This is a genomic window from Bacteroidia bacterium, from assembly GCA_026932145.1.
Taxonomy (GTDB): domain Bacteria; phylum Bacteroidota; class Bacteroidia; order J057; family JAIXKT01; genus JAIXKT01.
In genome coordinates this window covers 19,756-46,142 of sequence record JAIXKT010000019.1, presented here as the reverse complement: position 1 = coordinate 46,142, position 26,387 = coordinate 19,756, and the positions used below count along the sequence as shown (strand labels likewise).

The following is a 26,387-nucleotide window of genomic DNA, read 5'->3' as shown; positions in this document are numbered from 1 at the left end:
AATTAAGAAAAGATTGGCTGTAGGGGAGGGTTTTTGGGGCAACTTTTCCATCCCGGATTTTGTTTGTCTGGCATGTCTGTAAACTGTTTTTGGTTTCGCCGGGATTTGCGTTTGGCGGACAACAAGGGCCTTGAGGCCGCCCTGCGCTCCGGAGGAGAGGTGCTCCCGGTGTTCATTTTCGATACCACCATTCTCAAAAAACTCCGGGACAAGTCGGATCGGCGGGTTTGGTTTATTTACCAGGCTCTGGTTTCTCTGGATGCACAACTGAAATCCTGGGGTTCTGGTCTGTTGGTAGAATACGGAGAGCCAGAAGCGGTATGGAAAAAGATTGTCCAACAATATCGCCCGGAAGCCGTGTACACCAACCGGGATTATGAACCGTATGCCCGGGAACGGGATGAGCGGGTAGGGAAATGGCTGGCATCCAAAGGGATTGCCTTTCATGATTTCAAAGACCAGGTGATTTTGGAGCCTTCGGAGGTGCTTAAGGACAATGGTACACCTTATACAGTATTTACACCCTACAAAAAGCGATGGCTGAGTGCATTTTCAAAGTCCATGCTGGCCCCTGCCCAATCGGATAAACCGGAAGGCCCGTGGTATTCCGGCGATATTCCCGAACTGATGCCCTATTCCCGACTGGGTTTTTCGCCTCCGCAGGACCAGGATTTTCCCGAAAGAAAAATTCCCCTGAAAATCATTGAGCGATATGACCAGACCCGGGATTTTCCGGCTGTTGCTGGTACCTCCCGACTGAGCGTGCACCTTCGTTTTGGCACGCTGAGCATTCGGAAAGCGGTGGAAATGGCACTACGGCTGAACGACACCTGGCTGAGTGAGCTCATCTGGCGGGAATTCTACATGATGATTCTCTGGCATTTTCCCCGGGTGGTAGGTCACGCTTTCCGACCGGAATATGACCGGATTGCGTGGAGAAATTCTGAAGCCGATTTCAAGGCCTGGTGCGAAGGGCGTACCGGATATCCGATTGTTGATGCCGGGATGCGGGAACTGGCCCGGACGGGATTTATGCATAACCGGGTGCGCATGATTACTGCCTCCTTTCTCACCAAACATTTGCTGATTGACTGGAGGTGGGGCGAGGCCTGGTTTGCCGAAAAATTGCTTGATTTCGACCTTTCTGCCAATAATGGAGGCTGGCAGTGGTCGGCAGGATGCGGTTGTGATGCGGCTCCGTATTTTCGGGTATTCAGTCCCGATGCCCAAACGGCCAAATTCGACGCCAAAGCCGAATATATCCGGAAATGGGTGCCTGAATGGGGTACTGCGGCTTACCCTCCGCCCATCGTGGACCATGCCCTGGCACGGAAAAGGGCCATAGAAGTTTATCAGGCTGCGTTGAAAAATGAATGAAATCCCCTACATTTACGGTATATTGGGTATCTATGAAAAATTTTGACGAGAAGTTGCTTAAAATAATCGAAAAGCGAAATCAGCTGGCCGAGTTGAGCTACAACGACAAAAAATACGATAAAATAGAGGATCAATTGCATGACCTCGAAGACGAGTTTTCCGATGAATACGGTGAGCAGATGGAGGACATTATCCGCCAGATTCAGCATAAATACAATGCCTGGGCGGAAGTGTTGCACCCAACTGCCTACATTGCCCGGAAATATGTGGAGAAGGTAGATGCCAATGGCAACAAAATCTACTCAGTTACGCGGCACGACGGGGTAGGGATTGAAAACTCGGAAACCGGGGAACTCAAACTGGTCTATGTACCTTTGCCTGCCCGCCTGGTTCTTACCGGCCGCCACGGCGTGCATGAAGTCTGGAACATCCAGAATCCGGAGCAGATTACCCTGATGTGAAAACCCCGCTCTTCCTGATTTGCCTCCTATTGGGTCTGTTACCAATTTTCAATGGGTGCAAAAGCAGCAATCAGGATTGCGATACCCCTGCACAGGTTCGGCACCGCTCCCGCAGCAATGTTAGTCAGGGTGGGGGATCCCGGTTTCGATACGGTCACCGATACAGCAGACGGAAAGGGCCGGAATACCGCCGCTACATACATAAACACTGGTGATACGCACCTTCGGGATTATAGGGATACTGTTAATCTGCAACCTGTTCTTCTCCTGCGGGCCGGGGCCATCGGCCTGTCCGGGTGTGATGAGCACGGGAAACCGAATTCCGAGAAAAGCAGGCCGTCCCAAATACGGCCTGTTTCCTCAAAAGATGCAAAAAGGATTAAAGCCTTCCCGATAAACAGGTCAGCGTAATCCGGATTCTATTTTTTCAATTCCTGCCTGTTTTCTCTCCCTTACCGACTGCATCAGCTGAAGCGCTTTCTCTTTGAGTTCGGCCTTAATGATTTCATCGGAAATGCCACCCAGGTTGATTAATACATTCAGTCCTGCGCCTTCCATGGCTGTACAGGCACACAGCAACCCTACTCCGGCATCGGTAATGGAGTTGGGGTTTCCTTTTTCTATCATGGTTTCGAGCAGGGGGACCGACTGGTAAACGGTTTCCATCACCTGAAGAGGAATCTGAGCAGCGTAAACATTGGCCTGTTCAATTGCCTGTTTCCGCACAGCTTTTTCGGAATCAGTAGATTTAGGCAGGGCAAATGCTTCCATGACTTTGTTGAATGCCCGGGTGTCTTCGTCCATCAGGAAAATGAGTTTTTCACGCAGACGCTGGCATTGGTCGGCTATTTCACTGAAAAAGGCAGTCTGTTCTTCCCATCCCCTTTTTCCGGCAGACAGGTTGGCCGTCATTGCCCCGAGTGCTGCAGCCAATCCTCCACACAATGCGGCTACTGAGCCTCCACCCGGTGCAGGAGATTCAGAGGCAAGCTCTTCTGAAAATGAAGCAACGGTAAGGTCTTTTAATTCTCTTCCCTCTTCCCGCAATTTGTATTCAATGATTTTTTCTTCCGGCACAAAAGGTTTCAGGTCATGCAGGCCCATGCTTTGTACTGCGATTTTAATGAGTTCCTTTTCGGACACACCGAGGGACCGGTTTTGTTTTTGAAGGAAATAGCGTCCGGCTTCGGTAAGGGCAGAGAGGGGAATCAGCCCCACAATTTCAGTTCCGCTCACCCGAAGTCCCCGAGACTGTGCCGACAGACATACTTCTTCAAATGCCTGGTAGAGTGGGGTAACGGAGAGGTTGGTCAGGTTCATGGAAACCTGGGCAAATCCATATTCCGGAATATACCAGCCCACCGCTTTGCATTCTTTCAGTTTTCCCGGGATGCGCACGGGTTCACCGCTTTCATCCAATACCGGTTTTCCGGTGGGTTTTCCATTATCGGTTTTGATTCTTCCGTTTTCCCGCACATCAAAGGCTACAGAATTAGCCAGGCGGACGGAGGCTGTATTGAGGTTGAAATTAACGGCGGCCAGAAATTCCCGAACCCCGATGACGGTTTGCCCGGAGCGGGGATTGAATTCTGCCTTTCCGTAATCCGGCTTCCATTCCGGTTGAAGGATTTTTTTGGGAAAACCCTCGTATTCACCTGAGCGAATGACCGAAAGGCTTTTGCGCTGAGGAGAGGTAGCGGCGTATTCGTAGAGATAAACGGGGATATTTAGTTCCCGGCCTACTCTTTCTGCCAGTTTGTGGGCCAGGGCTACCGCTTCTTCGACCGAAATGCCGGATACCGGAATTAGCGGGCATACATCGGTTGCGCCCATACGGGGATGTGCGCCCTGATGCCGGGTCATGTCAATCAGGCGACCGGCAACCTGAATGGCCTTAAAGGCAGCTTCAATTACCGCCTCCGGTTCTCCGGCAAAAGTGACCACTGTCCGGTGGGTGCTTGCACCCGGGTCAATGTCCAGCAATTTTACCCCGGCAGTCTGACGAATGGGCTCGCAGATCGCTTCTATGATTTTCATGTCCCTGCCTTCTGAGAAGTTGGGAACACATTCCAAAATGCGCTTCATGCCTCAAAATTAGCAGGTTCGGGGAATTGCCAATGCACTGAGTGGAGATGCCCACATCTTAGGGAACACATTCATAATATTTTCTTAACACATCAGATGACTGAATCCGATAATTTTAACCCGGCTTATATTTTTTATCATGGGAATTCTCCAGTTTTTCAATAGCAAAGACAAAACATTTGTGCCGCTGTTTGTTTCAGTAACTCTGAATTTGATTGAGTTATCCGAGTTGCTGAAAAAGATTATTGAAGCGCCTCCGGGTGAGCGGGAAGAACTGGCCCGCCAGGCTCAGACCCTGGATGCCAAGGGTGAAAAAATGTTGCGGTCTATTATCAAGGAGCTGGGAAAGAATTTCATTACGCCATTTGACCGGGAGGATATTCACGATCTGGAAACAGCCATTGGCTCTTCCCAGGATTTTATTCATGGATCTCTGAAGCGTATTTACCTGTATCAGGTCATGGCCATGGACAGTCATTTCGTCGAGCTATGTGACCAGATTATTCTGGGCGTGGCTGAATTGCAAAAAGCCTGTGAACTGCTCATCAGTATGAGCAATGCAGCAGCCATCAAAGCGATTTGTCAGAATATTAAAAAAATCGAACTGGAAGCCGATGGTATTTATGACCGGGCAACGACTTCTTTGTTTCAGCAGGAAAAGGATCCGATTGAGTTGATGAAGAAGAAGGATATATTGGAATCTCTGGAAACAGCTACCGACAAGATTGACGAAGCTGCCAATATCATCCGCTCCATTTTGATCAAATACGCCTGATCCGGTATTCCCTTTTATGTCCCTGCTCCTCGTCATTATATTCCTGGCCCTTGTGTTTGATTACATCAATGGGTTCCACGATGCTGCCAATTCCATAGCAACCATCGTATCTACCAAGGTGCTGACCCCAACGCAGGCCGTGCTGTGGGCTGCGTTCTTCAATTTTATGGCTTTCTTTATTTTTAAGGACCACGGAGTAGCCAATACAATAGCCAAAACGGTTCAGGAGAATTTTATTACCCTGCCCGTGATTTTTTCCGGACTGGTGGCGGCCATTATCTGGAATCTGATGACCTGGGGGTATGGCATTCCCTCTTCTTCTTCTCACACCCTGATCGGAGGATTTGCCGGAGCCGCCCTAACGCATGCCGGGTTTAATTTCGATGCCATTAACGCAGAGCCTGTAATTCGCACAGTCAGTTTCATTGTGCTGGCACCACTCATTGGTATGCTGGTCGCTTATCTGATTTCGGTGTGGTTTATCTTCTCTTTCCGGAAGTCGGTATGGCCCAGCCTGCTTTCCTCTTTTCTGATGGTAGGCGTGACCATTGTGCTCTTCTTGTTTATGGAGACCAATCCGGCCGTCATCGAATCTCATTTTGAAAGCCCCTTTCTACAGGTGCTCTTTTACGAGAAGAATTTTAAGTGGGTATTGCTGGCAATCATTCTGTACACCCTGGGTATTTTTACGCTGTTCCTAAATCGGATGAATCATGCCCGTGCCAACGAATGGTTCCGGAAATTGCAGCTCGTTTCCTCCGCTGCCTTTAGTCTGGGTCATGGGGGAAATGATGCCCAAAAAGTGATGGGAATTATTACGGTTGCCCTGATTGCAGCCGGAGATATCAGCAGTTTTGAGGAAATGCCCGTCTGGGTACCCCTTGCCTGTTATGGGGCCATTGCAGCCGGAACCATGAGTGGCGGGTGGAAAATCGTGAAAACGATGGGTACCAAAATTACCAAGGTAACTCCGTTTGAAGGGGTGGCCGCGGAGGCCGCAGGAGCCGTTACCCTGTTTCTTTCCGAGAATTTAAAGATCCCCGTCAGCACCACCCACACCATTACTGGTTCCATTATAGGGGTAGGAGCTACGAAAAGGCTGAGTGCTGTTCGCTGGGGGGTTACCACCCAGTTGTTTTGGGCCTGGGTAATGACCATCCCCATTTCAGCTTTGCTCGCTGCAGGTACTTTTTTCCTGGTCTCTTTATTTCTGGGTTAATCCCGGGCTTTCTCCAGGCGGGAATTTACTCCAGGCATGGTGAATGACTAAAGGCGGCAGCAAAAGCTGAAGGTCAGGCGATTTCGCGTGAGGATAGATTCCGGGCGGTAATGGCTCTGGGCATACAAAAACGGTCTGTATTCCAGACGGAAAAGAATCCCTCGCTGATATTCATAATCCCAGTTGGCAGAGAAACTGACAATTCGGGTGCCGGAAGGATTCACCCACACGATCTGAGAAGGGTCATGATACCCTTCAGCCCTCACAGCCACCCGCATATTCTCCCGAAAAGCATACCGTGAAATGACAACGGGTGCATAAAAGGATCTCCAGCCGGTCCCGGTTATGCGGTGAATGCCATAATCCACCCCGGATATTAGTTGCCAACGCCCGGAGCCATGCCATTGAACATACAGATTATGGTACACGCGTTCTTCCCGGGCCCAGGTGGCAGTTGAATTGCCTGAGACAGGTCTTGGCGCAAGCCCGACATACGAACTGCTATTGATCAGCCAACCTTTTCCCGGGGCATAAGTCACTTGGTGCCCTCCCCCTTCCAGGGCAGGTTGTGGATTGTCCTTCACCATTTTTTGCCATCCATTCAGCGCAAGCAGGGAAAGCACCCATTTTTTATCCGGATTTTGCCAGGTCAGTTTTACGCCCTGTTCATAGTAGGGAGAGTTGTCCGCCACAATGGAGCGGGAGAGGTTTAAGTTGTCGGCTCCGATCGGGGTTTCAAATCCAATGTGGGAAGGGAAGAGTCCCACCTCTGCCCACCAGTGCCGCCGAGGGGAAAGGCGCAGGGCAACGCTTGCTTCATACAGGTTTCGAAGTCCAACGGGTTCTCCGGCCAGATTGGCCATGGGGTAATTTCCAGCCATGATTCCGAATCGGGCCCGGAGGCCGGGTTTATTCCAGGCAGCCTGTAGAAGGGCTAAGTTCAGCGCGAATTCCTGGTTTCGGTAATGGGAAACCAGGTGAGACGGCCAGGAACCATTGGTCGAAATCGACTTGTTTTCCCAGGCATAATATGTTTCAAGAAAGCCAGAAAGAGCCAGGCCTTTGGGCAACGAGTCCTGTTGACCTGGGAGAATGGCGGGCGTCAGCAGCAGAAAGGAAAAGCACCATCCTGCGATGATGTTTTGGATGCTTTTTCCGGAGGGGATGTTCATGCCGATGCGAATATACACAATCCTGTACAGGCATTTGTCCGGAGCATCTCCGGACAAATCAAGGGCAACCCTTAATCACGATCTGCTGAATCATGGAGATGTAATACGAGGCATTGGGTGCCTTCTTGGGCTCGTTGAGTACATCCAGGGTTAAAGCCTTCCGGAATACTGTGAGGGCATCGCAAAATTTCTCCATCCGATACAGGGTAATGCCCAGGTATTCGGCCAGTTCCGCATTGGTGGGATCCAGTTGAAATGCTTTCTCCAGATCCTGACGCGCTTTCACCATTTCTCTTTTTTTCAACCAGACTTTTCCGCGCACAAAATACGCAGTCCTTGTGGCAGCCTCTGAACCTCCGGGTACCGTCAGTGCCTTATTCAGGTACACCAGGGCCTGGTCATACTGGTCCAGCAAATAGTAATACTCGGAAAGGGAAACGAGGGGCATCATTTCTTCCGGGCAAAGCGAGATGGCTCTTTCAATATCGGCCAGGGCTTTGTCCATGGTCCGTATGTTCAGATAGGTAAATCCCCGGTTATTGTAAAGCAGACAATTGGATGAGTCACGCGCAATACCTTTGGAAAAGGTGATGATGGCTTCCTTGTATTTGCCCAGCTGGTCGTAGCAGTACCCGTAATTGAGCCAGCCTTCCTTCAAGGTTGGATTCAGGCGCATGGTTTGTTCATAGGCCGTAATGGCATCCCGGTAATTTCCCTGCAGGGTCTGCAGTTCCCCGATACACAAAAAAGTACGGTAATCTCTGGGGTTAATCGTGGCTGCCCGGGTGTAATCGGTTAGGGCATCCCGGTACTTTTTCATGTCCACACGCACCATGCCCCGGTACAGGTAGTTTTCGTGAATGACTTTTTGGTTGCGCGTGGCATAGGACAGGTCCTGGGAAATCTGATATTCGTAATACTGAATGGCACGGGAATACAACCTGTCTGCTTCCTCGAATGCCCCATGCACAAACATCAGATCTGCCAGTGCAGAATTATGAATAGGGTCGCTCAGGTTGAGGTTTTTTAATCGGGGAATGAGGCTTGCGGATTCCGCATCCTTGCCGAGTTGATACAGGCACCAGGCTTTTCTGGCAAGATATTCAACCCGGTCAGGTTCAAGTTTCAGGAGCAACTGCAAATCGGTAAGGCAGGTATTCCAGTCTTCTTTTGCCAGGGAGATGCCGGACCTTTCCCATAAATTATCCGGATTGGCCGGGTCAAACCGAATGGCCTGTTGCAGGTCTTCGTATGCTGCCTCCGTTTGCCCCAGCGCTAGGTGGGCTCTGGCGCGTATCCTCCAGGCAAGGGACAAACTGTCGAAAGCCTGAATGGACTGACCTGCGAGGCGCACCGACATTTTGTACTCCGCCACGAGATAGGCCTTTTGAGCGAGCATGGCATAAGGCCAGGCCGGATTGATGGTGCGCTTGGGGAAATTCAGGGCTGCATGGAAATCAGTTTCTGCCTGCATGAAATGCCCCTTGCTCAGGTATGCCTGTCCCCGGAAATAATGCGCCCAGTCATCCTCCAGACTGTCAATCTGGCGGGTGTATAATTGTATCCGGATTTCAGGGTCTTTGACCGAAGCTTCCCACTTACGATACAGGGTATTCCGCGATGTATCGGGCAAAATGCCCTGGGCATGCAATGTCACTGCCATCAGCCCTGCCCATAACCCAATAATGATTCGAACGAAAATCCTCAGCACTCAGTCCCGGAAAAAAATGATAGACTGCAGCTGTCAGGGAACAATGTTGAACCGGATGACTTTCAATCCGGTATTATTCATTAAATCCCTGGCAATGAGTTTGAACGTGTATTTCCCGGTGTCGGGGAAAAACAGGGTCTGCTCATAGTAGTACCGGTTGGTAGAACCCTGTGCCATTAAATTTACTTCGGTAGGCAGCAGGGGTAATTTTTTCTCTGTACGATTGTTGTAGGCATCGGACCGAATGAGGGTAAGGCGGTCGTTATCCTCAATGGTGTCCAATACCGTAAAGGCATTATTGGCAAGGGCACTCAGGCTGAGGGTACGGTCAGCATCCGGACCGGTATTGTTATCGGTGAAGGTGGGGTCCAGCATGTCGTTGGTATTGTAGATGTTAATATCAACGGTTACGGAATCGGCCTCCTGGTCTTTGGCATCGGTACAGAAGATGGTCATACGGTAAGGGCCAGCCAGTGCATTCTGGGCAACAGGAATAATCTGGGTTACTTCCGCACTGCGGGTTCCGTCAGCTTTATAGCTTTGAATAAAATACCAGGGAGTCGCATGAACATTCGATTCGTTCCGCTTCTGGTCAAATTCAATTTTTACCCGATAAGATTTCACACTCCGGTTATCCGTCAGGGTTGCCTTGAATTGAATCTGCTGCCCATTGGAATAAGTGGCATTGGAACTCACCGGTGATACGGCATTGATGACCGGTTTTTCCTTGTCCTCTTTGAGATTGAGTCCCGGGTTGTCCTTTTTACAGGAAACCAAAGCCCAGGAGAAAAGGCTCAGCATTACAATGGCGTATTTCATTATCTGATTCATGTGAAGAATGCATTCCAATACAGATATAAAGTTAGGAATTTTAGTCTGTATGGCCAAAAAATCCCATACAATGGAGCCATGGGCGGTAAAAAGCAGGGTTTGGCCGGAAGGGATACGCCCCTTTACAAAACAGGGAGGGCAATCCGGGCGCCTTCGGTCAGGTATCGTTGAATGGCTTCCTGCTTGGCGCTGTCGAGGGTATAACTCAGGGACTGCGTGTAGTAATGGTACGCCTGTTCCGGAGTCATGCCAAATTCCGGCCCGGAAAGATCTGCCACCTGTCGGAGCGCCTGCATCCCCAATCCAAATGCCCGGTCAATCCGGTTGATCTGATCTTGGCTTAACCCTTTGTACACCCACACGGCGAACACAAACGGCAACCCGCTGTAGGCTTTCCATTCTGCTGCCAGGTCATATACATATCGGAAGGATTTCCTTGCCTGTACAGCCTTGTCCCCAATAATCACATAGGCAGTGCCAGCCTCCGGGTTTTCCCAGGCACCATCCCGGGCGGGAATAATGCGGGCCTTATTTTTCCAGTGGTTTTGGAGCAGCACGGCAGAGAGCAGATTAGAGGTGCGGGAATGCTGGTCCTGAACGAGCGTGTGTATCTGATGAATTTCCTCCTGGGCACAGATAAAAACGGAATCCACCTGCCCATCAGCCCCGATGCACCAGTTGGGTAGAATACCGTCGTACTTCAGTTCCGGAAGGGTGGCTACCGGTACGAGGGCGAGGTCAGCCTCCTCCCGGGCAAAGGCGGTAGCACAGGCTGAGGGAACACGGGTTTCAATTTCCATATCTCCCGGCTGAAATATCTGCTCCAGGCCAAACAGAAAAGGACGGGTGTTGAGGTAGGAAACAGCACAGATTCTCATGCCGGAATGGGGGTTAAATGGTTCAGGCAGTTGATTCGGTCAAAAAACCAGGCAGTGCCCGGACTTCTCAAAATATTCAGGCCGGTATTGTCATGGGGAAACCAGTTCATTCGGGTAATGCCATATCCCGAAAAGCCGCTGAGCAAAATGCGCAGGGTGCGCCCGTGGGTGCAAATCAGGATGTTTCCATCGGGGTGCGCATTCAGTATATCCTGAATCGCTGAAGCCGCACGGTTCCATACCTGAAGCGGGCTTTCCCCACCCGGAAATGCCAGGTGAATCTGACCCTCTGACCATAAATCATTCATTTCCATAAACCGGGCATGGCTTTCTTCATTAAAGGGTTTGCCCTCCAATTCCCCCCAGCCCATTTCATTCAGGCCGGGATGGGCCACAATGTTTCTTCCGGCATCTTCAAATGCAGAAAGGGTTTGGCGGGTACGCTGCAGCCCACTGCAATACACAGCGTCGAAAGGCTGATGCTTCCAGGCTTCGTAAAAACGACGGCCCTGTTCATATCCGGTGGCATTCAGGCTGGAGTCAATGCCCCCGCCCTGCACTACTTTGTTTAAATTAAAATCGGTTTCGCCGTGCCTGATTAAAAACAATGTGGCCATCAGCTGAGAACCGGAATGTCCACAGTAGCGGTGAAATCTTTATCCCCGTAATCGTTGATAATGTTGTAGAGGGTGTCCCGCTCAATGGGTCTGAATCCCGCATCCCGCACGAGCTGAATCAACTCAGGCGTACTCATGGCAGGATTTTTTTCTTCGGAACCGGCCATGGAGTAGATTTTGGTGGAATCATCGATCGTTCCGTCAATATCATCCACACCAAAGGATAGGGAAATTTGCGTGGTGTCCCGGCCTATCATGGGCCAGTAAGCCTTGAGGTGTGCAATATTGTCCAGGTATATGCGGGAAACAGCGTAATTCTTGAGGTCTTCAATCATATTGACCTCCCGGATATGGGAGAGGTCGCTGTTTTCATTGCGGAATTTGAGTGGGATAAAAGTATTGAATCCTCCGGTGCGGTCCTGCAGGTTGCGCAGCTGTTCCATGTGGTGAACCCGATGATCATACTGCTCGATGTGCCCATACAGAATGGTGCAATTGGAGGGTATGCCCAGGTTGTGAGCCGCCTCGTGAATTTGCAGCCAGTTATCCGTGGATGCCTTGGTATCACAAATCTGAGTGCGGATATCGGGATGGAAAATTTCTGCTCCGCCACCCGGCAAAGAATCCAGTCCGTATTCCCTCAGGGCTTTCAGGCCTTCCTCTATGCTCATGCGGCTTCGGGCAAACATTACTTTCAGCTCGACCGCAGTAAAGCCTTTTACATGAATATCCGGGCGAATGGCCTTGATGCGCCGAATCATTTCTCCGTAATAGTCCACGCCCCGCTTCGGGTGAACGCCTCCCACAATGTGCACCTCAGTGATGGGCTGACCATCATACCGGCGAACCTGTTCTTCTATTTCCTCCAGCGTGAATTCCCAGCCTCCCTCTTCATCGGGGCGACGGGCAAAAGCACAGAAGGAACAGGTGTAAATGCAAATATTGGTGGGTTCAATATGGAAGTTGCGGTTGAAATAAGTATTCAGACCATGACGACGAATGCGTACCGAATGAGCCAGCTCTCCCAGAAATCCAAGATTGTTGCACTCGAAAAGGGTTAACGCTTCCTCGTTGGTAATGCGCTCCTGCTGGTACACCTTATCCGCAATCCGGATGAGTTCGGGGGATAGGGAATTCCGGAAACTGCCGGAAAGGCCTTTGAATTCTGTCATGCCACAAATTTAAGCAATAACTTTCAGCCGAAATTGAAAGTTCCCCGGGAGGTAAACGGAAATCAGGAAACAAACCGGTTCATAACCTCCATCACCCGGTCCTGAGCGGCATCAGATAAGCCCGGATACAGGGGGATGCTCAGGGTTTCCCGATGAATCTGCTCGCTCACCGGATAGGATTTTTTGGGGAAAAGGGACGAATAAGCAGGCTGCAGGTGTGGTGGTACCGGGTAATGAATGACTGTGCCAATTTCATTTTCCTTCATGAATCGGATCAGTGCGTCCCGCTCAGGAGTCTGGATCTGGAAAATATGCCAAACATGCATTTCGGGGCTTACCGGCCGGTTGGGAAGTTTAATCAGGGGATTTCGGATTCCGTCGAGGTAGCGATTGGCCAGTCTTTGTCTTTCCCGGGTCCAGGATTCGAGCCAGGGCAGTTTGACCAGGAGAAGTGCGGCCTGAAGTTCATCCAGGCGGGAATTGAAGCCTGGGTACAGATTGTGGTATTTTTCTTCGGAGCCATAATTGCCCAGGGTCCGGATGAGGTGAATCAGTTCGATATCCGGGGAGCAGACAGCGCCGGCATCTCCAAGGGCTCCCAGATTTTTTCCGGGGTAGAAGCTGAATGCAGTGGCATCTCCCCAGGCTCCACAGGGAATCCCATCCAAAATGGCTCCGTGGGACTGGGCAGCATCTGCCAGTACGAGTATCTGATTTTCCCGGGCAAATGATATCAGGTCCTGCATGGGTGCCATCTGACCATACAGGTGAACCGGAATCATGGCTTTCACTGCAGGGCTCAGGTATTTGCGGCAGCCTTCTGCTGTTAGCAGGCAGGTAATCGGGTCGGGCTCTACCGGAATGATTTCCAATCCGGCCTGTGTAACAGCCAGCCAGGTAGCAATGTAGGTATTGGATGGCACCAGCACCTGATCTCCGGGTTTGAGTTTTCCCTGAATTTTCCAGGCATCCAGGGTGAGGCGCAGCGCATCCAGTCCGTTGGCTACCCCAACTGTGGCGGCCACCTGGTTGACTTCAGACCATGCCCGCTCGAATTGGGTTACCTGTTTCCCCAGAATAAACCATCCCGAATGCAATACCTCCCGAAAAGCGCTTTCAATGGCTTCCTGCACAGGCAGGTGCATGCCCTTTAAATCCAGATAAGGAATGGGTTTCATGAATGGTTCTCGGAGCGCTTTGGGGATTGAATGGTTTCTGCAATAATGTAGTTGGGCCGGCTGCGGGATGCGTCCAGCGTTCTCCAGATATATTCTCCCAAAATACCAATGCCAATCATTTGGAAACTGGATACGAGCAGGAGAATAACCATCATACTGGTCCATCCGTCAATGGGTATCCATCCCATATATTTGCCCACCAGTACCACCAGGGCATATAACAGGGCTATGGCGCCGAGCGTGAGGCCCAGGATGGAAATCAGGCGAACGGGGAAAAAGGAAAAAGCCACAAAGGAATCCACGAGAGATTTTATCTTTTTGCCCAGGGTATAAGAACTTTTTCCGATCTCCCTTTTTTTCCGGACATAGGGGATGCTTACAAAATCATAACCCAGCCAGATGAGTAAATAGGGGAGGAAAGAATTTTTGTCCTGTATTTGCACGATGTGCTCCCGCACCTTCCGGTCAAAGAGCACAAAGTCAAATCCTCCGTGTGGCAATTTGGAAAGGGCAAACCTCCGAATCAGGGAGTGGGAAATGCCGGAGATGAATTTCTGCAGCCAGGGTTCCTCCCGGTTGGACCGGTTGGCCACCACGAGGGGGAGCCCTTTCTGCCAGTAATCAAACATTTTGGGGAATAGCTCAATCGGGTCCTGCAGGTCAGCTGATATGATAATGGAGCAGTCGCCCTGGGCAATTTCCATTCCCGCATAGGTTGCATTGGTGGACCCGAAGTTGCGGGTAAAACGGATGATTTTTACTTTTTCCGGATATTGTGCCTGAAAGGTTTTGAGGGCTTCCCAGGTTTGATCCGGAGAGCCATCATCAATCAGGATATATTCAAACTGCGCCCTGCCTTCCAGCAGTTTTTCATTTTCAATCAGCCTGGCCCCGGTTACGGGAATATTGGCTTCGTTGCGGAAGCAGGGGATGATGACGGAAATAAGCGGGAGTGAATTCATTCGGGCAGGGAGGCAATAATGCCGATATTGGCCAGCCATTCTGCGGGCATTTCGGCGGATATTTCATTGAGTGCCCGAATGAGTTCGGCGCTGTAGGTTTTCATCATGGAGTTGGGCAGCACCTTCAGGAAAAAACCAGTTTGTTCCTGAGGCAAAAGACCTGCAGCGCGTATGTCGGCTTTCAGTGTGTCCAGACTATACACACGCTGATGCCCTACCAGCAGATCCCGGCTACCCAATGTATCCAGGGCGGGTTGCAACCCCATGCGTACCGCCAGCCTCCGGTGAATGGATTCTTTATTCGGAACAATGAGGATAATTTTTCCCCGGGGGGTGAGCCAGGTTTTCATCCTGCCGAGCAGCGCTACCGGGTCATCCACATGCTCCAGCACATGGGTTGCCAGTATCACATCTACAGGCTCCGCCGGCTGGAAGTCCTCAAATAATTCATGATGCACACCGGCTTCCGGAAATAAGCGCTTCGCTGCTTCCACCAGTGTCAGGGCTCCTTCCACAATGGAGAAGCGCAGGCTACGGCGGTGCAGTTCGGCGCTGAACAGTCCATCCCCATAGCCCATTTCCAGCACGCGGTCTTCCGGTTGAATGTGGCGAAATACCCATTGGAAGGAATACTCCTGACAGGCGCCCTCGATGTGTTTGTCTTCCAGCACATCGGTCTGGTGGTATTCCCGGGCTGTTTTGTCGAGTTCGGATTTGGAAAGGCTCATAAGCGATACGGCATTTGTAATCCCTGAATGATCTGATCATTCAAAGATACGGAAGTAATTTCGGCTGCGCTTCCGGCAAGCAGAATTCCTGGAAAAAGGGCCTCTGCTTCCTGCTTTAATTTTCGGAACAGCGCCAGGTTGTCAAACACAGGCTCCACAAAGGCTGGTACAGGCCCCAGATTCCCCAGCCATTCCATTTCTCCTCCGGGCCGAAGCCATCCCATTCGCTCCAGCAGGCTTCGCATCTCACTTTCATTTGGGGGACTCCCGGACCATTCTCCTGTTATCAGATGCGGACCTCCCGAACTTCCGGCGCAACAGGTCTGATCGGTCAGGCGGAACAGGCTCACCGCCGGATCGGGAATATTCACAACCGATACTTCCCTGATCAATGCGGTTTCCGGAATGCGCACTCCGGTGAATCCGATTTTTCCTCGGGAAAATGAAGGGCTTTCTTTTCCTGCCCATTGCAGTAAACTTTGAATATCCCCTGCGTAAATCAGATGTTGGCAATGATAGCGGGATTCAGGAGTATCGATGATCCAGGCTCCATTTTGGGGTTGAATGGAAACGGGGTATTCCCGGGAAATAATTTCTTTCAATCCGGCCTCGGCTCTTTCCATCCAGGCTCCGAAGCGTTCCCTTGCCGGGTAGCCAAACTCAGTCGGAGGAAGGCGGTAATCCGGGTTTTCCAGAAATTGAATCAGGGTTTCCGGATAAAACAAAGGTGCCCAGGCCTGACGGTGATAGAGCGCTGGCACAGTGCCTCCATCTGTTCCGGCGATTTTTCTGAGCCAGGGGGTAATGAGGTGCTCCTGCAGTTCCTGTGGATGATTGGCCCTTGCTACATGAGCATAATCCGTTTCCAGAAAACGGGCCGGTTCAGCATGTTTATTCCCTGCATGAAGTGGGTTATAGGTCAGCAGATGTTGCAGTTCCCCTATCCATCGGCTCCGTGTTTCCCTGGGCAGGGAGTGCAGGTAATCGGGGGCATTGGCAATCAGTAAATCCGGGAACAGGTGGTCTCCCACCAGCATGTGGGGTAGGGGTACGCTGCGAATATGGATCCGATGCTCCAGCCATTGCTGAATAAGGGGCAGAAATCGGGTGGCATCGTAGCGAACGGCGGGATTATAAGTGGAGATGTCTTCGGATAATCCGGATTTGAGCGAAGTAAATTCCAGCAGGTTCATGCCTGCATCCAGTAGGGTATTGCCAAGTGCGATACCCCGAAAAATGCTGCCGGCAGGACTCTTGCCCAATAACCAGAGAATATCTGCATGGGAGGCTGAAAGGGTGTCCACTGCTACGAGTGCGGCTGGTTGGGAACCAATACAAATAATATCTTTTTTTATTGTATGTTTCATATAATATATAAATGTTTAGTTATTGTGCTTGGATTCATTGGCTTCCGGGATTGGCTATGGGTTGCAGCTCCATAAAAATTTCCGCACCGGCATCGGGCATTTCCGGACTTACCCGGTACAGGCCTTCCAGCAGGGTATCCGTCAAAATTCCCGCATCCATCCAGGTTTGCATCTGGGCATGGGTGAAGGGTTTGATGAAGGCGGTCTCCTGTCGGAGAATTCTGTAGCCACACTGTTCAGCCAGAGATTGTAAGGTAGCCGGTGTAAATACCCTTGCCTGCTGAAAGAGGTGATTGAAATCAGACAGGGTGTCGGGGCTGGGAATAAGGCCCATGTGCACGGCCAGTCTTCTGTGCACGGAAAGCGCGTTGGGCACATTGATGAAGATCCGTGTCTGAGGATGTGCCCAATGGTGAAGGCTTTTTAGGGCTGATGCCGGATCCTGCAGTTCATGCAGCAGGCTGTTGAGCAGGATGATGTCGAAAGGAGCGTGGGGAAATGCAGGATTACTTTCGAGTGTGGCGGTAATCAAATCCACGGAGGGATGGTGCTGCATTTGCTCGTGGATGCGGGAGGCAAATTCTGTGGCAGGTTCCAGCAGGGAAAGCCAGCGCCAGTGCTGTATCCAGTCGAATGCAGGGGAGATGCCACACCCAATTTCCAGGATTGATAACTGCCGGGTATCCCCCAGCCATTCCACAGTTTTTTTTCTGCGGTAACGAATCATCACCGGCTCAAATGGCTGGCGCAGGTATTCGTTGCTATAAGCATCCAGGTTACGCGTCATGAGCGGGAGGATGGTACACCATTGAAAATTTGAGTGAGGGGAAGGCACCCAGATTTTGTTTGTATCGGATGAGTCCTTCGTTGGGCTGATTGTGGAGGCTGGCGGTGCCCAGATCCAGAAAATGAATTCCGGCCAGCACGGCTTTCTCATAGAGGCAGGCAGCCAGGAAGGTTACCGGACTCAGGTGATCCGTTCCGGGAGCATGTCCCCAGTACACCACCTGCCAAACCGAGGAAAGGGGTTGAAGCACAAATGCAGCGGCCACTGGTCTGGATTCATCGGAAAGGGAAAACCAGGCACATTTTCCCGGGAAGGTATCCAACATAAATTGTATTTCATCGGGGCTCATGGAAAGGGTAGCGCCTTTTTCGGCCCGGTTTTGCTCGAGCAGGGTATAGAGGGTGCGCCACTCCTGCTGTTTTCGGAAAACCAGTCCGGCTGCCTGCGCTCTCCGGAGCCGTTTTCGGTTGCCCCGGTCCAGCAGAAATTCAAGGGGACCATCCGTAATGCGAATCAGAAAAGAAGGTTCGCAGGATTGAAGGGAAAACCCAAGGGTACCCAGGTAGTGCAGATAAGCCCAGGCCTTTCTTTCCAGTATGGCCAGGGGAGGGGTGAGGGTATGGATGGGCTGTTTTAGTCTGGCCAGGGCATCAGGTTTCAAAGCAGGGGGCAGGATGCCATAACTCCCCATTCCCGGATGGAAGTATCCTTCGGATTTTGCCAGCAGGGAAGCACCAGCGTCCCAGCCAGGCTGGTCTGACCTGAGGTAAACCGATTGTGGGAAACGAGGGGCATGGCGGTCATAAAACGCCGGGCTGTCGAAAATGCAATTCGGGGAAAGGGGGAAAGGATATAAAGGGGAGGTGCCCATCTGGTATCGGGAGCAAATTTGGCATAAAATCCCATTCTGGCACCACGATAAAAAAAATCGGGCCGGCATATAACCGACCCGATCTTAACACTATGAGTACAAAAATCTTAATCCTGAAGGATGGAGTGCTCTTTAATAATTTGCTGCTGAATGGTTTGCAGGGCGTGCAATACGGTTTCAGGTCTGGGCGGGCAACCGGGGATGTACACATCCACGGGCAGGAAGGTGTCAATGCCCTGCACAACGCCATACACCCGGTGCATTCCTCCGGAGGAGGCGCAGGCACCCATGGCGATACACCATTTTGGGTCAGGCATCTGGTCCCATACTCTTTTTACGGAGTGAGCCATTTTATAGGAGCACCAGCCGGCAACAATCATCAGATCTGCCTGACGGGGGGAGAATCGAAACACTTCACTGCCGAAGCGGGAAGCATCGAATTTTGGTCCGGCAAAGGCCATCATTTCAATGGCACAGCAGGCTAACCCCATCGGCATGGGCCAGAGGGCATTGGCCCGGGCCCAGTTGGTTAAGGCATCAACGGTAGTGGTCAGAAATCCATTTTGGGCGAGCGCCTTTTCAATTCCCATATTATCGTTTTAATCTGAATCAGTTGAACAACAAAACTAAACGCAAAATCAATCCCATTTCAGGCCACCTTTTTTGAGCAGGTAAATGAAACCCACAAAAAGGATGATCACGAATGTGAGCATTTCCACAAACCCAAACACACCCAGTTCTTTGTATTGGGTAGCCCAGGGGTACATAAAGACCAATTCGATATCGAAGAGGATAAAGAACATGGCTACGAGGTAAAACTTCACGGAGAACCGGTCGCGGGCTGTGCCTACCGGATCCATCCCACTTTCGTAAGGAGCGGCTTTAATCCGGTTGGGGCGCAACGGGCCAGCCAGCGCAGAAAGATTGGTCAGGAGTAAACCCAGAAACAAGGCCAGACCGATGAGGATAATTAAAGGGATGTATTCTTCCATGAAATATTGAATTCGGGGATACGAGCTACAAATTTATCAGGGAAGCGGGATATGTACAAGGAATTTAGTTTCAAAAAACGGTTCTGTGAACAAGTCGCCAATTGGGGTGAGGGTAAATTTCTTGCGGGTTACCTTTAATTCCTGGCCCAGATCCCCTTTCGGATCCCCTCCTTTGAGGTACAGAATACCCCTGGCGGGAAAAGGGGAAGGCTGGGGTGGGGCGTTCTTTTTAATCAGATGCCGGGTTTGGGCAATAAACGGTTCCATTCGGGTTACTGCTCTGGAAATCAGGTAGTCAGCCTGAGCAGTATAGTCTTCCGAGCGGGAAACCACACCCCGGGCATTGGGGATTCCGGCAGCCTGAATAACGGCTTCCACGACCTGGATTTTTTTTCGGATGGAGTCCAGCAGGATGAACTCGCAATGCGGAAAAGCCAGGGCCAGGGGGATTCCGGGAAATCCACCTCCGGTGCCCACATCCACAAACAGGCTGCCGGGAGGGAAGGTGAATTTTCGGGCAATTGCCAGGCTGTGCAAAATGTGGCGCTCCTCCAGAAATTCCATATCCTTGCGGGAAATCACATTGATGGCGGCATTCATTTCGGTCCAGGTTTGTGCCGCGGTTTGCATTCCGGTAAAAAAGCTTTCCGGAAATTCAGGGAAATATTTTTTCAGAAGGGGAAAATCCATAATTCTTGTGGACAAAAGTACCCGAAAGACCGTTCAAAAGGATAATTTTTCCATTTACCCGGGTCTGTTGTTGGTCATAGGCGGAGAAATGACTATTTTTACCTGTTGAAGTCCGGAGACTCGTCCGGTCGGAGATAGTTAGTTAGTTTCGAAATGTTCGTCGTTCACATGAGAAGATCTGTAATTCAATTTTTGCCTGCATTGCTCTTGATGGTTTTTGCCCTTATTCCTGTCAACAGGATGATGGCTCAGTGTCAGGGCGGTTCAGCCTATAATACCATACCCATTAATATTACCACCACATGGACGGCTTATAACGACATTTGGGGCGGAGAGTATCTTCGTTTCAACGCCACGGCAGGCGTAGTGTATGAGTTCTCCCTTTGTTCCACCGATGGAGGCGCCAACACTTTTGATACTGAAATTTCCCTGAACAGCGATGCCGGTGTGTACCTGGGTGTCTATAACGACAATGCCACCGGGTGTGGAACGGCGTCCAAATTTTCCTGGGCCTGCCCGACAACCGGTGTTTACCGGATACTGGTATCCCAGCCCTCCTGTACTTCCAACAGTACCAATGGAACCCATATTGCCGTTCGGGAAGTGCCCTGTTCAACCCCGGCGGTGGGCGGTACTGCCACAACCTCGCGTACAGCCATTGTTTCCAACGATTCTATCGTATTCCGACTGACAGGCCACACGGGCACCATTGACTGGGAATACTACTTCAATACACTGCCCTGGAACTCCAGTGGATCCAGTGCCGCTACTGTAAACTTCTTTGTTACAGCTCAAAGTGCGAGCACGATGTATGCAAGAGCCCGACTGGTAAACGGTGGATGTGTGGCTTACTCCAATACTATTCAGGCAACTGTAGCCTGTGCTGTTCCCTTCAACGAAACTTGTAACCTTACACTCGACTATATCAGCAATGTTACAGTCAATACCCTGAATAATAATTCGACCTATAACAACAATACTGCTTATCAGTACTTCCCCAATGCCACCACGACCCTATGTAAAGGCTCGGTGTACAATATCAGCATTAGTTCTGTCGGGCTTGCCCAGGGGCGGTCTGCGTGGATTGATTACAACAACAACGGAAGCTTTGATGATGCCGGTGAGAATATTCTCGCACCCACAGCACCTTCCGCACTGGCCTCTTCCGGAAACTTTACAGTTCCCATGGGGGCTGTTACCGGTTCGGTGAAAATGCGGGTTGTTTCGGTTGCGGGCATTACCCCCAATGCGCTGACCTGTGCCGCTACCTATTATCCCAATAATACAAACACCACGGATGGAGGAGAATGGGAAGAGTACACCATTACCCTGGCGGATGCCCCCACCTCTGTGGCCGGTAGCAATCAGACCATTTGCAGTAGCACTGCTACAATGGCCGCCAATAACCCGACTGCCGGAACAGGTGCCTGGAGTGTAGTAACCGGAAGTGGAACCTTCGGCAGTACCAATCAATATAATACCACTGTTACCGGGATTGCCCAGGGTACGAATGTGTACCGATGGACGGTGTCCACCACGGCATGTGGGACGGCAACCTCGAGTGTGACCATCCTCAATAATAGTCCTTCCACCGCTCTGGCCGGCTCCAATGCCACTACTTGTGTGCCTTCCATTCCGAATATGAGTGCAACCGCACCCGTGATTGGCACAGGAGCCTGGTCTGTGGTTTCCGGAAGTGGAACCTTCACCAATCCCACAATTGCCACCACAGCGGTAACCGGTGTAGGGGCGGGCGTAAATGTGTATATGTGGACCACCACCAATGGTTCCTGCACCAGTACCTCCACGGTAACCATCACCTACGGTCCGCCCAGTGCTGCCGTGGCCGGCTCTAACCAGACCATCTGTAGCCCCAATGCCATACTAGCCGGTAACTCTCCTTCCATCGGTACAGGCAACTGGTCAGTGGTAACCGGCGGCGGTTTGTTTACTGATGCGACCAACCCGGGAACCAGTGTCTCCAATATCGGGCCGGGTAGCAACACATTCCGCTGGACCGTTAGCAATAACTGTGGATCCAATACTTCCGATGTTACAATCCAGAACGACGGACCCAGTCCGGCAGTGGCGGGTGCAAGTCAGACCATCTGCTACAATGATAGTACCCAGATGCTGGCCAACACCCCTTCTGTAGGTACGGGAACCTGGTCCCTGATTTCCGGGAATGGCAATATTGTTAATCCTTCCAGCCCAACGACTGACATCACCAACATGACAGTGGGTCCGAATGTTTTCCGCTGGACCACCACCAACCTGAGTTGTACCTCCACCAGTGATGTAACCATTCTGGTGGATTCCTCCTCGGTTAATGCCAATGCAGGTCTGGATATTTTCACCTGTAACACTTCTACTGCTCTTGGGGCTGTCAATCCCTCTCCCGGTACTGGTACCTGGGGTGTGGTAGTTGGAACCGGAAGTTTCAGTAACGCCAATTCCCCTTCTGCCACTGTATCCGGGTTAAGTTCTGGTCTGAACCAGTTTACCTGGAGCGTCACCAACGGTGGCTGTACCGATGTGGATACCCTTAATGTTAATATCGAAACACCCCCATCTGGTGTGAGTGCCGGAATGGATCAGAATATTTGTCCCCAAAATGCCCTGCTCTCTGCCAGCAGTCCCGGAACAGGCACCGGTACCTGGTCTGTTGTTTCAGGCTCTGGTTCTTTTGTGAATCCTTCAGATCCGAATACTACGGTTAACGGACTGGCTCTGGGTGCCAACACCCTGCTCTGGACTGTGACCAATTCCTGCGGTACCGGTACAGATGAGGTGATTATTTCTGTGGGTCAATACGGCGTGCCTTACTATGCAGGTCCAGACCAGTCTGTATGTGTGGATACGGCTGTGCTTAATGCCGTTCCTGCGCCCACTGGCGCTACCAGTATCTGGTCTGTGAGTTCAGGTGCTGCCACCTTCTCCAGTCAGACCAGTGCCAATCCACAGGTGACGGCACTTGGACCCGGTCAGAATAAACTGGTTTGGACAGTATTCTATGGAGTATGTGTGTTGAGTGATACGGTTAATATCGATTATCTGCAGCCGGCTACGCTGGCTGACGCAGGTGTGGATTTCCAGGTTTGTACACCCGGGTTTAACCTCGCCGGCAATGTGCCCACTGTGGGGAATGGCAGCTGGTTGCTCGTTTCAGGAACCGGAAATATTGTGAACCCGACCTCGCCAACGGCCACTGTTCAGAATGTGGGAAATGGCCCCAATGTGTTCAGATGGTACATTACCAATGGTACCTGTTATTCCTCCTATGATGAGGTGACTGTTACCCGCACATTGCCTCCTACACCTGCGGTAGCCGGTGCGGATTACACCACTTGTAATGTAGTGGAAGTCATGGCTGGAAATACACCCATTATCGGGACAGGTCAGTGGAATGTGGTTTATGGCCCGGTATCCCTGGTCAATCCGCATCAGCCATTTGCTCAGGTTACCGGCATCGTGCTCGGCGACAGTGTGGTGCTTACCTGGTCTATCACCAATGGTGGTTGTACCTCTATTGATACCATTACCATTAATACCACACTTCCGGCAACAGCCGCCTTTACGCCCACGATTAGTGGTGTGAATGTTCAGTTTGCCAATCAGTCCACTCAGGCCTTCGCCTATAACTGGAACTTTGGGGATGGGACCACCAGCACCCAGGCCAATCCTTCTCATACCTATTTGGCTTACGGTACTTACAATGTTCGCCTTATCGCCTACAATACCTGTAAGAATGATACCACCTTTCAGGTTGTGACCATAGGTTCGGTCAGTGCAGAAGATGACCTGAAGGCGACTCGTCTGGATTTGTACCCCAATCCGGCTTCTGAGGTGATTTATTTCACCCTGGGTTCCACAGAGTCGGTTGGTCTTTCTGCTGAGGTTACCGATGCAACTGGAAGAATCATGCCACTGAATGTAGTGGAGACAGGTAGTGGTAATTACAGTGTACAAACTGCTCAACTTCCTGCCGGCTATTATATACTGCGTGTTTCTGCCGGAGGAAAAACTTACCACGGCAGGTTTATTCGGCAGTAGTTAATATTTTTACAGACAGAATAAAAAAAGCCACTGTTTTCCAGTGGCTTTTTTTATGGATGTAAATATGCATGCGGGGAACCTCATGCATGTATTGCCGCAAGCCGGGGTTTGCCGCAAAGGAATGATTGCAAATATTTCTGTTGATGATGTCCTTTTTTCAGGAACTTCCCTTAAAAATGGGTTGGTTCCGGGAATTTATTTTTTGGGTTGCATCCGGGTAGGGTAAGAAGCCGAAGAAAGTCCTTTCAGAATCTTGTTCAATTTCCCTCTCAGCAACTGCTTCCGGAGCCCGGTGACATAATCGGTGAATAAAACCCCTTCAATATGGTCGTATTCATGCTGGATAATCCGAGCTTTTATACCGGAGTAAGATTCGGTTTTTTCCTGCCAGTTTTCATCCAGATACCGGATGGTGAGGGTTTCGGGTCTCCATACTTCTTCCCGGATGGCAGGAATGCTCAGGCAGCCTTCTTCAAATGCCCACTCTTCCCCTGTTTCCTCCAGGATAACCGGGTTGATGAATACCTTTTTGAAATCCCGGGTGTCTTCTCCTCCTTCTTCCGATTCATCCATGGGGCTGCCGTCCACAATGAAGAGGCGGATGGCTTTACCAACCTGAGGCGCGGCAAGCCCAACTCCGGATGCATTGTACATGGTTTCGAACATATCCGCCAGTAATTTTTCCAAACCGGGATAATCTTTGGGGAGATTTTGGGCTTTTTCCCGCAACACCGGGGAGCCGTACAGGTAAACAGGCAGAATCATGAGGTGTATTGCATATAGTCCTGAAGAATCAATACTGCGCTAACGGCATTGATCAGTTTTTTTTCTTTTTTCTTTTTGTCTTTGACACCCGCCATAGCGAGGGCCTGGGCCGCAATGCGGGAAGTAAACCTTTCGTCGTACAGGTCAATCATTACTTCCGGAAAACGAGTCTTCAGTTCTGCTGCCAGTTTGTGAACCGCTGCGGTACTGTGCGTGTCCTCGAGATCCGTTTTTCTGGGTAAACCGATTACAATGCAACCTACCGGACCTTCTGTTATTTTTTGGGACAGCGTGGCAATCAAAGCCGGCGTATCTACGGATCCTATGGCTGTGGCAATCATTCGGCCGGGGTCTGTCCAGGCTAAACCGGTTCTTTTGGCACCGTAATCAATCGCTAAAATCCTGGACATGGGGTAAAATTACGCATTTTTGGGCAGGATAATGCGGAAAGTAGTCCCCTTGCCGGGCTCGGTATGGTGCACCATGATTTTCCCTTTGAAGAAACCTTCGATGATTCGTTTGGACAGGCTCAATCCCAGTCCCCATCCTCTTTTTTTGGTGGTAAAGCCGGTATCAAATATCCGGTTGGCATGCTTGGGCGAAATACCTTTCCCGTTATCTTCCACTTCTATCAGCACATCTCCTTTTTTTCCCGTGAATAATCGTATCTGAATTTTCCCGTGCTCATCAGGCAAAGCGTCGAGTGCATTTTTGACCAGATTCTCAATTACCCAGGCAAAAAGATTGGCATCGAGGGGCACAGTGACCGTTTCGTCGAGGGAAGAGTGATAGGAAACTTCGGCTTTACGGGGAAGTCTTTTCTTTACATATTCTACCGCAGCTGCCAGGAGAATGGCAGGAGATTCAGGATGCAGGTCGGGAGCGGAGCCAATACGGGAAAAGCGCTCGGCAATATTTTGCAGGCGCACAATGTCCTGCTCCAGTTCGCCTAAATATAATTTTCGGTCTTCGGGGTTTAGTTCTTCCAGGCGGAGCAGTTCCACCCAGGCAATCATTCCGGAGATAGGTGTGCCCAATTGGTGCGCTGTTTCCCGGGCCATCCCTACCCAGATTTTATTTTGCTCGGAGCGCTTGGCCAGTGCATATCCGATAAATACAAACAGGATGAAAACCCCGATGACCAGCAACTGAACATAAGGATACCAGCGCAACTGTTTCAGGAGCCAGGATTCGGAGTAATACACATACAGCGTGACGGGCATAGGGTCCTGAGAAGATCCCAGTCGGATGGGCACTGGAGGAATGCCGGATTCCTTCATCTCCTGCAATGCCACCTGCAGGGCTTTGTCTTTTTTTTCTCCGGTAACCAGTGAGTCCAGAATGTTGCGGTGCTCCAGGATATTGCCATCGGAATCGGCAAAAATGACCGGAACCGATTCATTGCCTTTGAGAATGTTTTCCAGAATGAAGTTCAGTTCGCAACTTTCATCTTCCAGGCTGCCAATGAATTCCTGCGCCCGGGCCAGTAATTCCACCCTTCGCTCTTCCTCAATGGCAAGGCGGGAAACCAGGAAGTTGGAGTATAACAGGCTCAGCATCACCAGCCCGAGCCCGGTTAATACCACCATCCAGATCCAGCCCGACCGCAACAAATCTTTCAAACCCATTTCCGAAATTAAGAAGTTTATGCGTTGATTCCGTTTTAGAAATATGAAAAATCTTCTCTGCCGCA

Annotated in this window: 24 protein-coding genes; 5 read left to right on the top strand and 19 right to left on the bottom strand. The window is 50.8% G+C overall.

All coding sequences use genetic code 11. The features are described 5' to 3' along the window. The first annotated feature begins 72 nt into the window (after nucleotides 1-72). Both LC115_05140 and LC115_05135 read left to right on the top strand, forming a co-directional pair. Nucleotides 73-1,377: a DNA photolyase family protein gene (locus LC115_05140; GenBank protein ID MCZ2356067.1), complete on the top strand. Its 1,305-nt coding sequence runs from the start codon at nucleotides 73-75 to the stop codon at nucleotides 1,375-1,377. 32 nt (nucleotides 1,378-1,409) lie between these two features. Beyond that, nucleotides 1,410-1,838 carry a hypothetical protein gene (locus LC115_05135; GenBank protein MCZ2356066.1) on the top strand — a complete coding sequence of 143 codons (429 nt, stop codon included), beginning with the start codon at nucleotides 1,410-1,412 and terminating at the stop codon, nucleotides 1,836-1,838. A 402-nt stretch (nucleotides 1,839-2,240) separates the two neighbouring features. Here the strand turns inward: LC115_05135 and ftcD are convergent, their stop codons facing one another. Next, nucleotides 2,241-3,923 carry a glutamate formimidoyltransferase gene (ftcD, locus tag LC115_05130; GenBank protein MCZ2356065.1) on the bottom strand — a complete coding sequence of 561 codons (1,683 nt, stop codon included), beginning with the start codon at nucleotides 3,921-3,923 and terminating at the stop codon, nucleotides 2,241-2,243. A 139-nt stretch (nucleotides 3,924-4,062) separates the two neighbouring features. On the opposite strand from ftcD, the gene LC115_05125 reads away from it, so the two are divergent. Together LC115_05125 and LC115_05120 are read left to right on the top strand one after the other, a co-directional pair. After that, on the top strand, nucleotides 4,063-4,698 hold the full coding sequence (locus LC115_05125) for a DUF47 family protein (protein MCZ2356064.1): 636 nt from the start codon (nucleotides 4,063-4,065) through the stop codon (nucleotides 4,696-4,698). Nucleotides 4,699-4,714: 16 nt separating this feature from the next. Further along, complete coding sequence (locus LC115_05120; protein MCZ2356063.1) at nucleotides 4,715-5,917, top strand: inorganic phosphate transporter; 1,203 nt, start codon at nucleotides 4,715-4,717, stop codon at nucleotides 5,915-5,917. 47 nt (nucleotides 5,918-5,964) lie between these two features. Here the strand turns inward: LC115_05120 and LC115_05115 are convergent, their stop codons facing one another. From LC115_05115 to LC115_05045, 15 genes are all read right to left on the bottom strand, one after another. Beyond that, the gene (locus LC115_05115) at nucleotides 5,965-7,107 is read right to left on the bottom strand and encodes a porin (GenBank protein MCZ2356062.1); all 1,143 of its coding nucleotides are present in this window, start codon (nucleotides 7,105-7,107) and stop codon (nucleotides 5,965-5,967) included. Between the two features lie 40 nt (nucleotides 7,108-7,147). Beyond that, nucleotides 7,148-8,800, bottom strand: coding sequence for a tetratricopeptide repeat protein (locus LC115_05110; protein ID MCZ2356061.1), 1,653 nt, complete (start codon nucleotides 8,798-8,800; stop codon nucleotides 7,148-7,150). Nucleotides 8,801-8,833: 33 nt separating this feature from the next. Beyond that, on the bottom strand, nucleotides 8,834-9,619 hold the full coding sequence (locus LC115_05105; GenBank protein ID MCZ2356060.1) for a DUF4625 domain-containing protein: 786 nt from the start codon (nucleotides 9,617-9,619) through the stop codon (nucleotides 8,834-8,836). 134 nt (nucleotides 9,620-9,753) lie between these two features. Continuing rightward, complete coding sequence (locus LC115_05100; GenBank protein ID MCZ2356059.1) at nucleotides 9,754-10,509, bottom strand: menaquinone biosynthesis protein; 756 nt, start codon at nucleotides 10,507-10,509, stop codon at nucleotides 9,754-9,756. Next, nucleotides 10,506-11,126 carry a histidine phosphatase family protein gene (locus LC115_05095; protein ID MCZ2356058.1) on the bottom strand — a complete coding sequence of 207 codons (621 nt, stop codon included), beginning with the start codon at nucleotides 11,124-11,126 and terminating at the stop codon, nucleotides 10,506-10,508. Before LC115_05095 ends, LC115_05100 begins: the two co-directional genes overlap by 4 nt. Continuing rightward, complete coding sequence (gene mqnE, locus LC115_05090) at nucleotides 11,126-12,298, bottom strand: aminofutalosine synthase MqnE (protein ID MCZ2356057.1); 1,173 nt, start codon at nucleotides 12,296-12,298, stop codon at nucleotides 11,126-11,128. Before mqnE ends, LC115_05095 begins: the two co-directional genes overlap by 1 nt. Before the next feature lie 62 nt (nucleotides 12,299-12,360). After that, entirely contained in the window at nucleotides 12,361-13,476 is a 1,116-nt protein-coding gene (locus LC115_05085) for a DegT/DnrJ/EryC1/StrS family aminotransferase (GenBank protein MCZ2356056.1), read from the bottom strand. Further along, the gene (locus LC115_05080; GenBank protein MCZ2356055.1) at nucleotides 13,473-14,438 is read right to left on the bottom strand and encodes a glycosyltransferase family 2 protein; all 966 of its coding nucleotides are present in this window, start codon (nucleotides 14,436-14,438) and stop codon (nucleotides 13,473-13,475) included. Before LC115_05080 ends, LC115_05085 begins: the two co-directional genes overlap by 4 nt. Then, nucleotides 14,435-15,166: a class I SAM-dependent methyltransferase gene (locus LC115_05075; GenBank protein ID MCZ2356054.1), complete on the bottom strand. Its 732-nt coding sequence runs from the start codon at nucleotides 15,164-15,166 to the stop codon at nucleotides 14,435-14,437. The genes LC115_05080 and LC115_05075 overlap by 4 nt, the downstream gene beginning before the upstream one ends. After that, nucleotides 15,163-16,533 carry a hypothetical protein gene (locus LC115_05070; GenBank protein MCZ2356053.1) on the bottom strand — a complete coding sequence of 457 codons (1,371 nt, stop codon included), beginning with the start codon at nucleotides 16,531-16,533 and terminating at the stop codon, nucleotides 15,163-15,165. Before LC115_05070 ends, LC115_05075 begins: the two co-directional genes overlap by 4 nt. Nucleotides 16,534-16,567: 34 nt before the next feature. Further along, nucleotides 16,568-17,320, bottom strand: a complete 753-nt coding sequence (locus LC115_05065) for a class I SAM-dependent methyltransferase (protein MCZ2356052.1) — start codon at nucleotides 17,318-17,320, stop codon at nucleotides 16,568-16,570. After that, nucleotides 17,310-18,191, bottom strand: a complete 882-nt coding sequence (locus LC115_05060) for a GNAT family N-acetyltransferase (GenBank protein MCZ2356051.1) — start codon at nucleotides 18,189-18,191, stop codon at nucleotides 17,310-17,312. The genes LC115_05065 and LC115_05060 overlap by 11 nt, the downstream gene beginning before the upstream one ends. Nucleotides 18,192-18,298: 107 nt before the next feature. Then, nucleotides 18,299-18,781: an NADH-quinone oxidoreductase subunit NuoB gene (gene nuoB / locus LC115_05055; protein MCZ2356050.1), complete on the bottom strand. Its 483-nt coding sequence runs from the start codon at nucleotides 18,779-18,781 to the stop codon at nucleotides 18,299-18,301. A 48-nt stretch (nucleotides 18,782-18,829) separates the two neighbouring features. Then, nucleotides 18,830-19,183, bottom strand: coding sequence for an NADH-quinone oxidoreductase subunit A (locus tag LC115_05050; protein MCZ2356049.1), 354 nt, complete (start codon nucleotides 19,181-19,183; stop codon nucleotides 18,830-18,832). A 36-nt stretch (nucleotides 19,184-19,219) separates the two neighbouring features. Then, a complete protein-coding gene (locus tag LC115_05045; protein ID MCZ2356048.1) occupies nucleotides 19,220-19,873 on the bottom strand; it encodes a 16S rRNA (guanine(527)-N(7))-methyltransferase RsmG in 654 nt (217 codons plus the stop codon). Nucleotides 19,874-20,041: 168 nt separating this feature from the next. Between LC115_05045 and LC115_05040 the strand changes: the two genes are divergently transcribed. Next, a complete protein-coding gene (locus LC115_05040; GenBank protein MCZ2356047.1) occupies nucleotides 20,042-23,926 on the top strand; it encodes a GEVED domain-containing protein in 3,885 nt (1,294 codons plus the stop codon). A gap of 198 nt (nucleotides 23,927-24,124) precedes the next feature. Here the strand turns inward: LC115_05040 and def are convergent, their stop codons facing one another. From def to LC115_05025, 3 genes are read right to left on the bottom strand one after another with little or no spacing between them, the layout of a single operon-like run. After that, the gene (def, locus tag LC115_05035) at nucleotides 24,125-24,694 is read right to left on the bottom strand and encodes a peptide deformylase (GenBank protein MCZ2356046.1); all 570 of its coding nucleotides are present in this window, start codon (nucleotides 24,692-24,694) and stop codon (nucleotides 24,125-24,127) included. Beyond that, nucleotides 24,691-25,104, bottom strand: coding sequence for a Holliday junction resolvase RuvX (gene ruvX, locus LC115_05030; protein ID MCZ2356045.1), 414 nt, complete (start codon nucleotides 25,102-25,104; stop codon nucleotides 24,691-24,693). The genes def and ruvX overlap by 4 nt, the downstream gene beginning before the upstream one ends. A 9-nt stretch (nucleotides 25,105-25,113) precedes the next feature. After that, entirely contained in the window at nucleotides 25,114-26,322 is a 1,209-nt protein-coding gene (locus LC115_05025; GenBank protein MCZ2356044.1) for a HAMP domain-containing histidine kinase, read from the bottom strand. Nucleotides 26,323-26,387 lie beyond the last annotated feature (65 nt).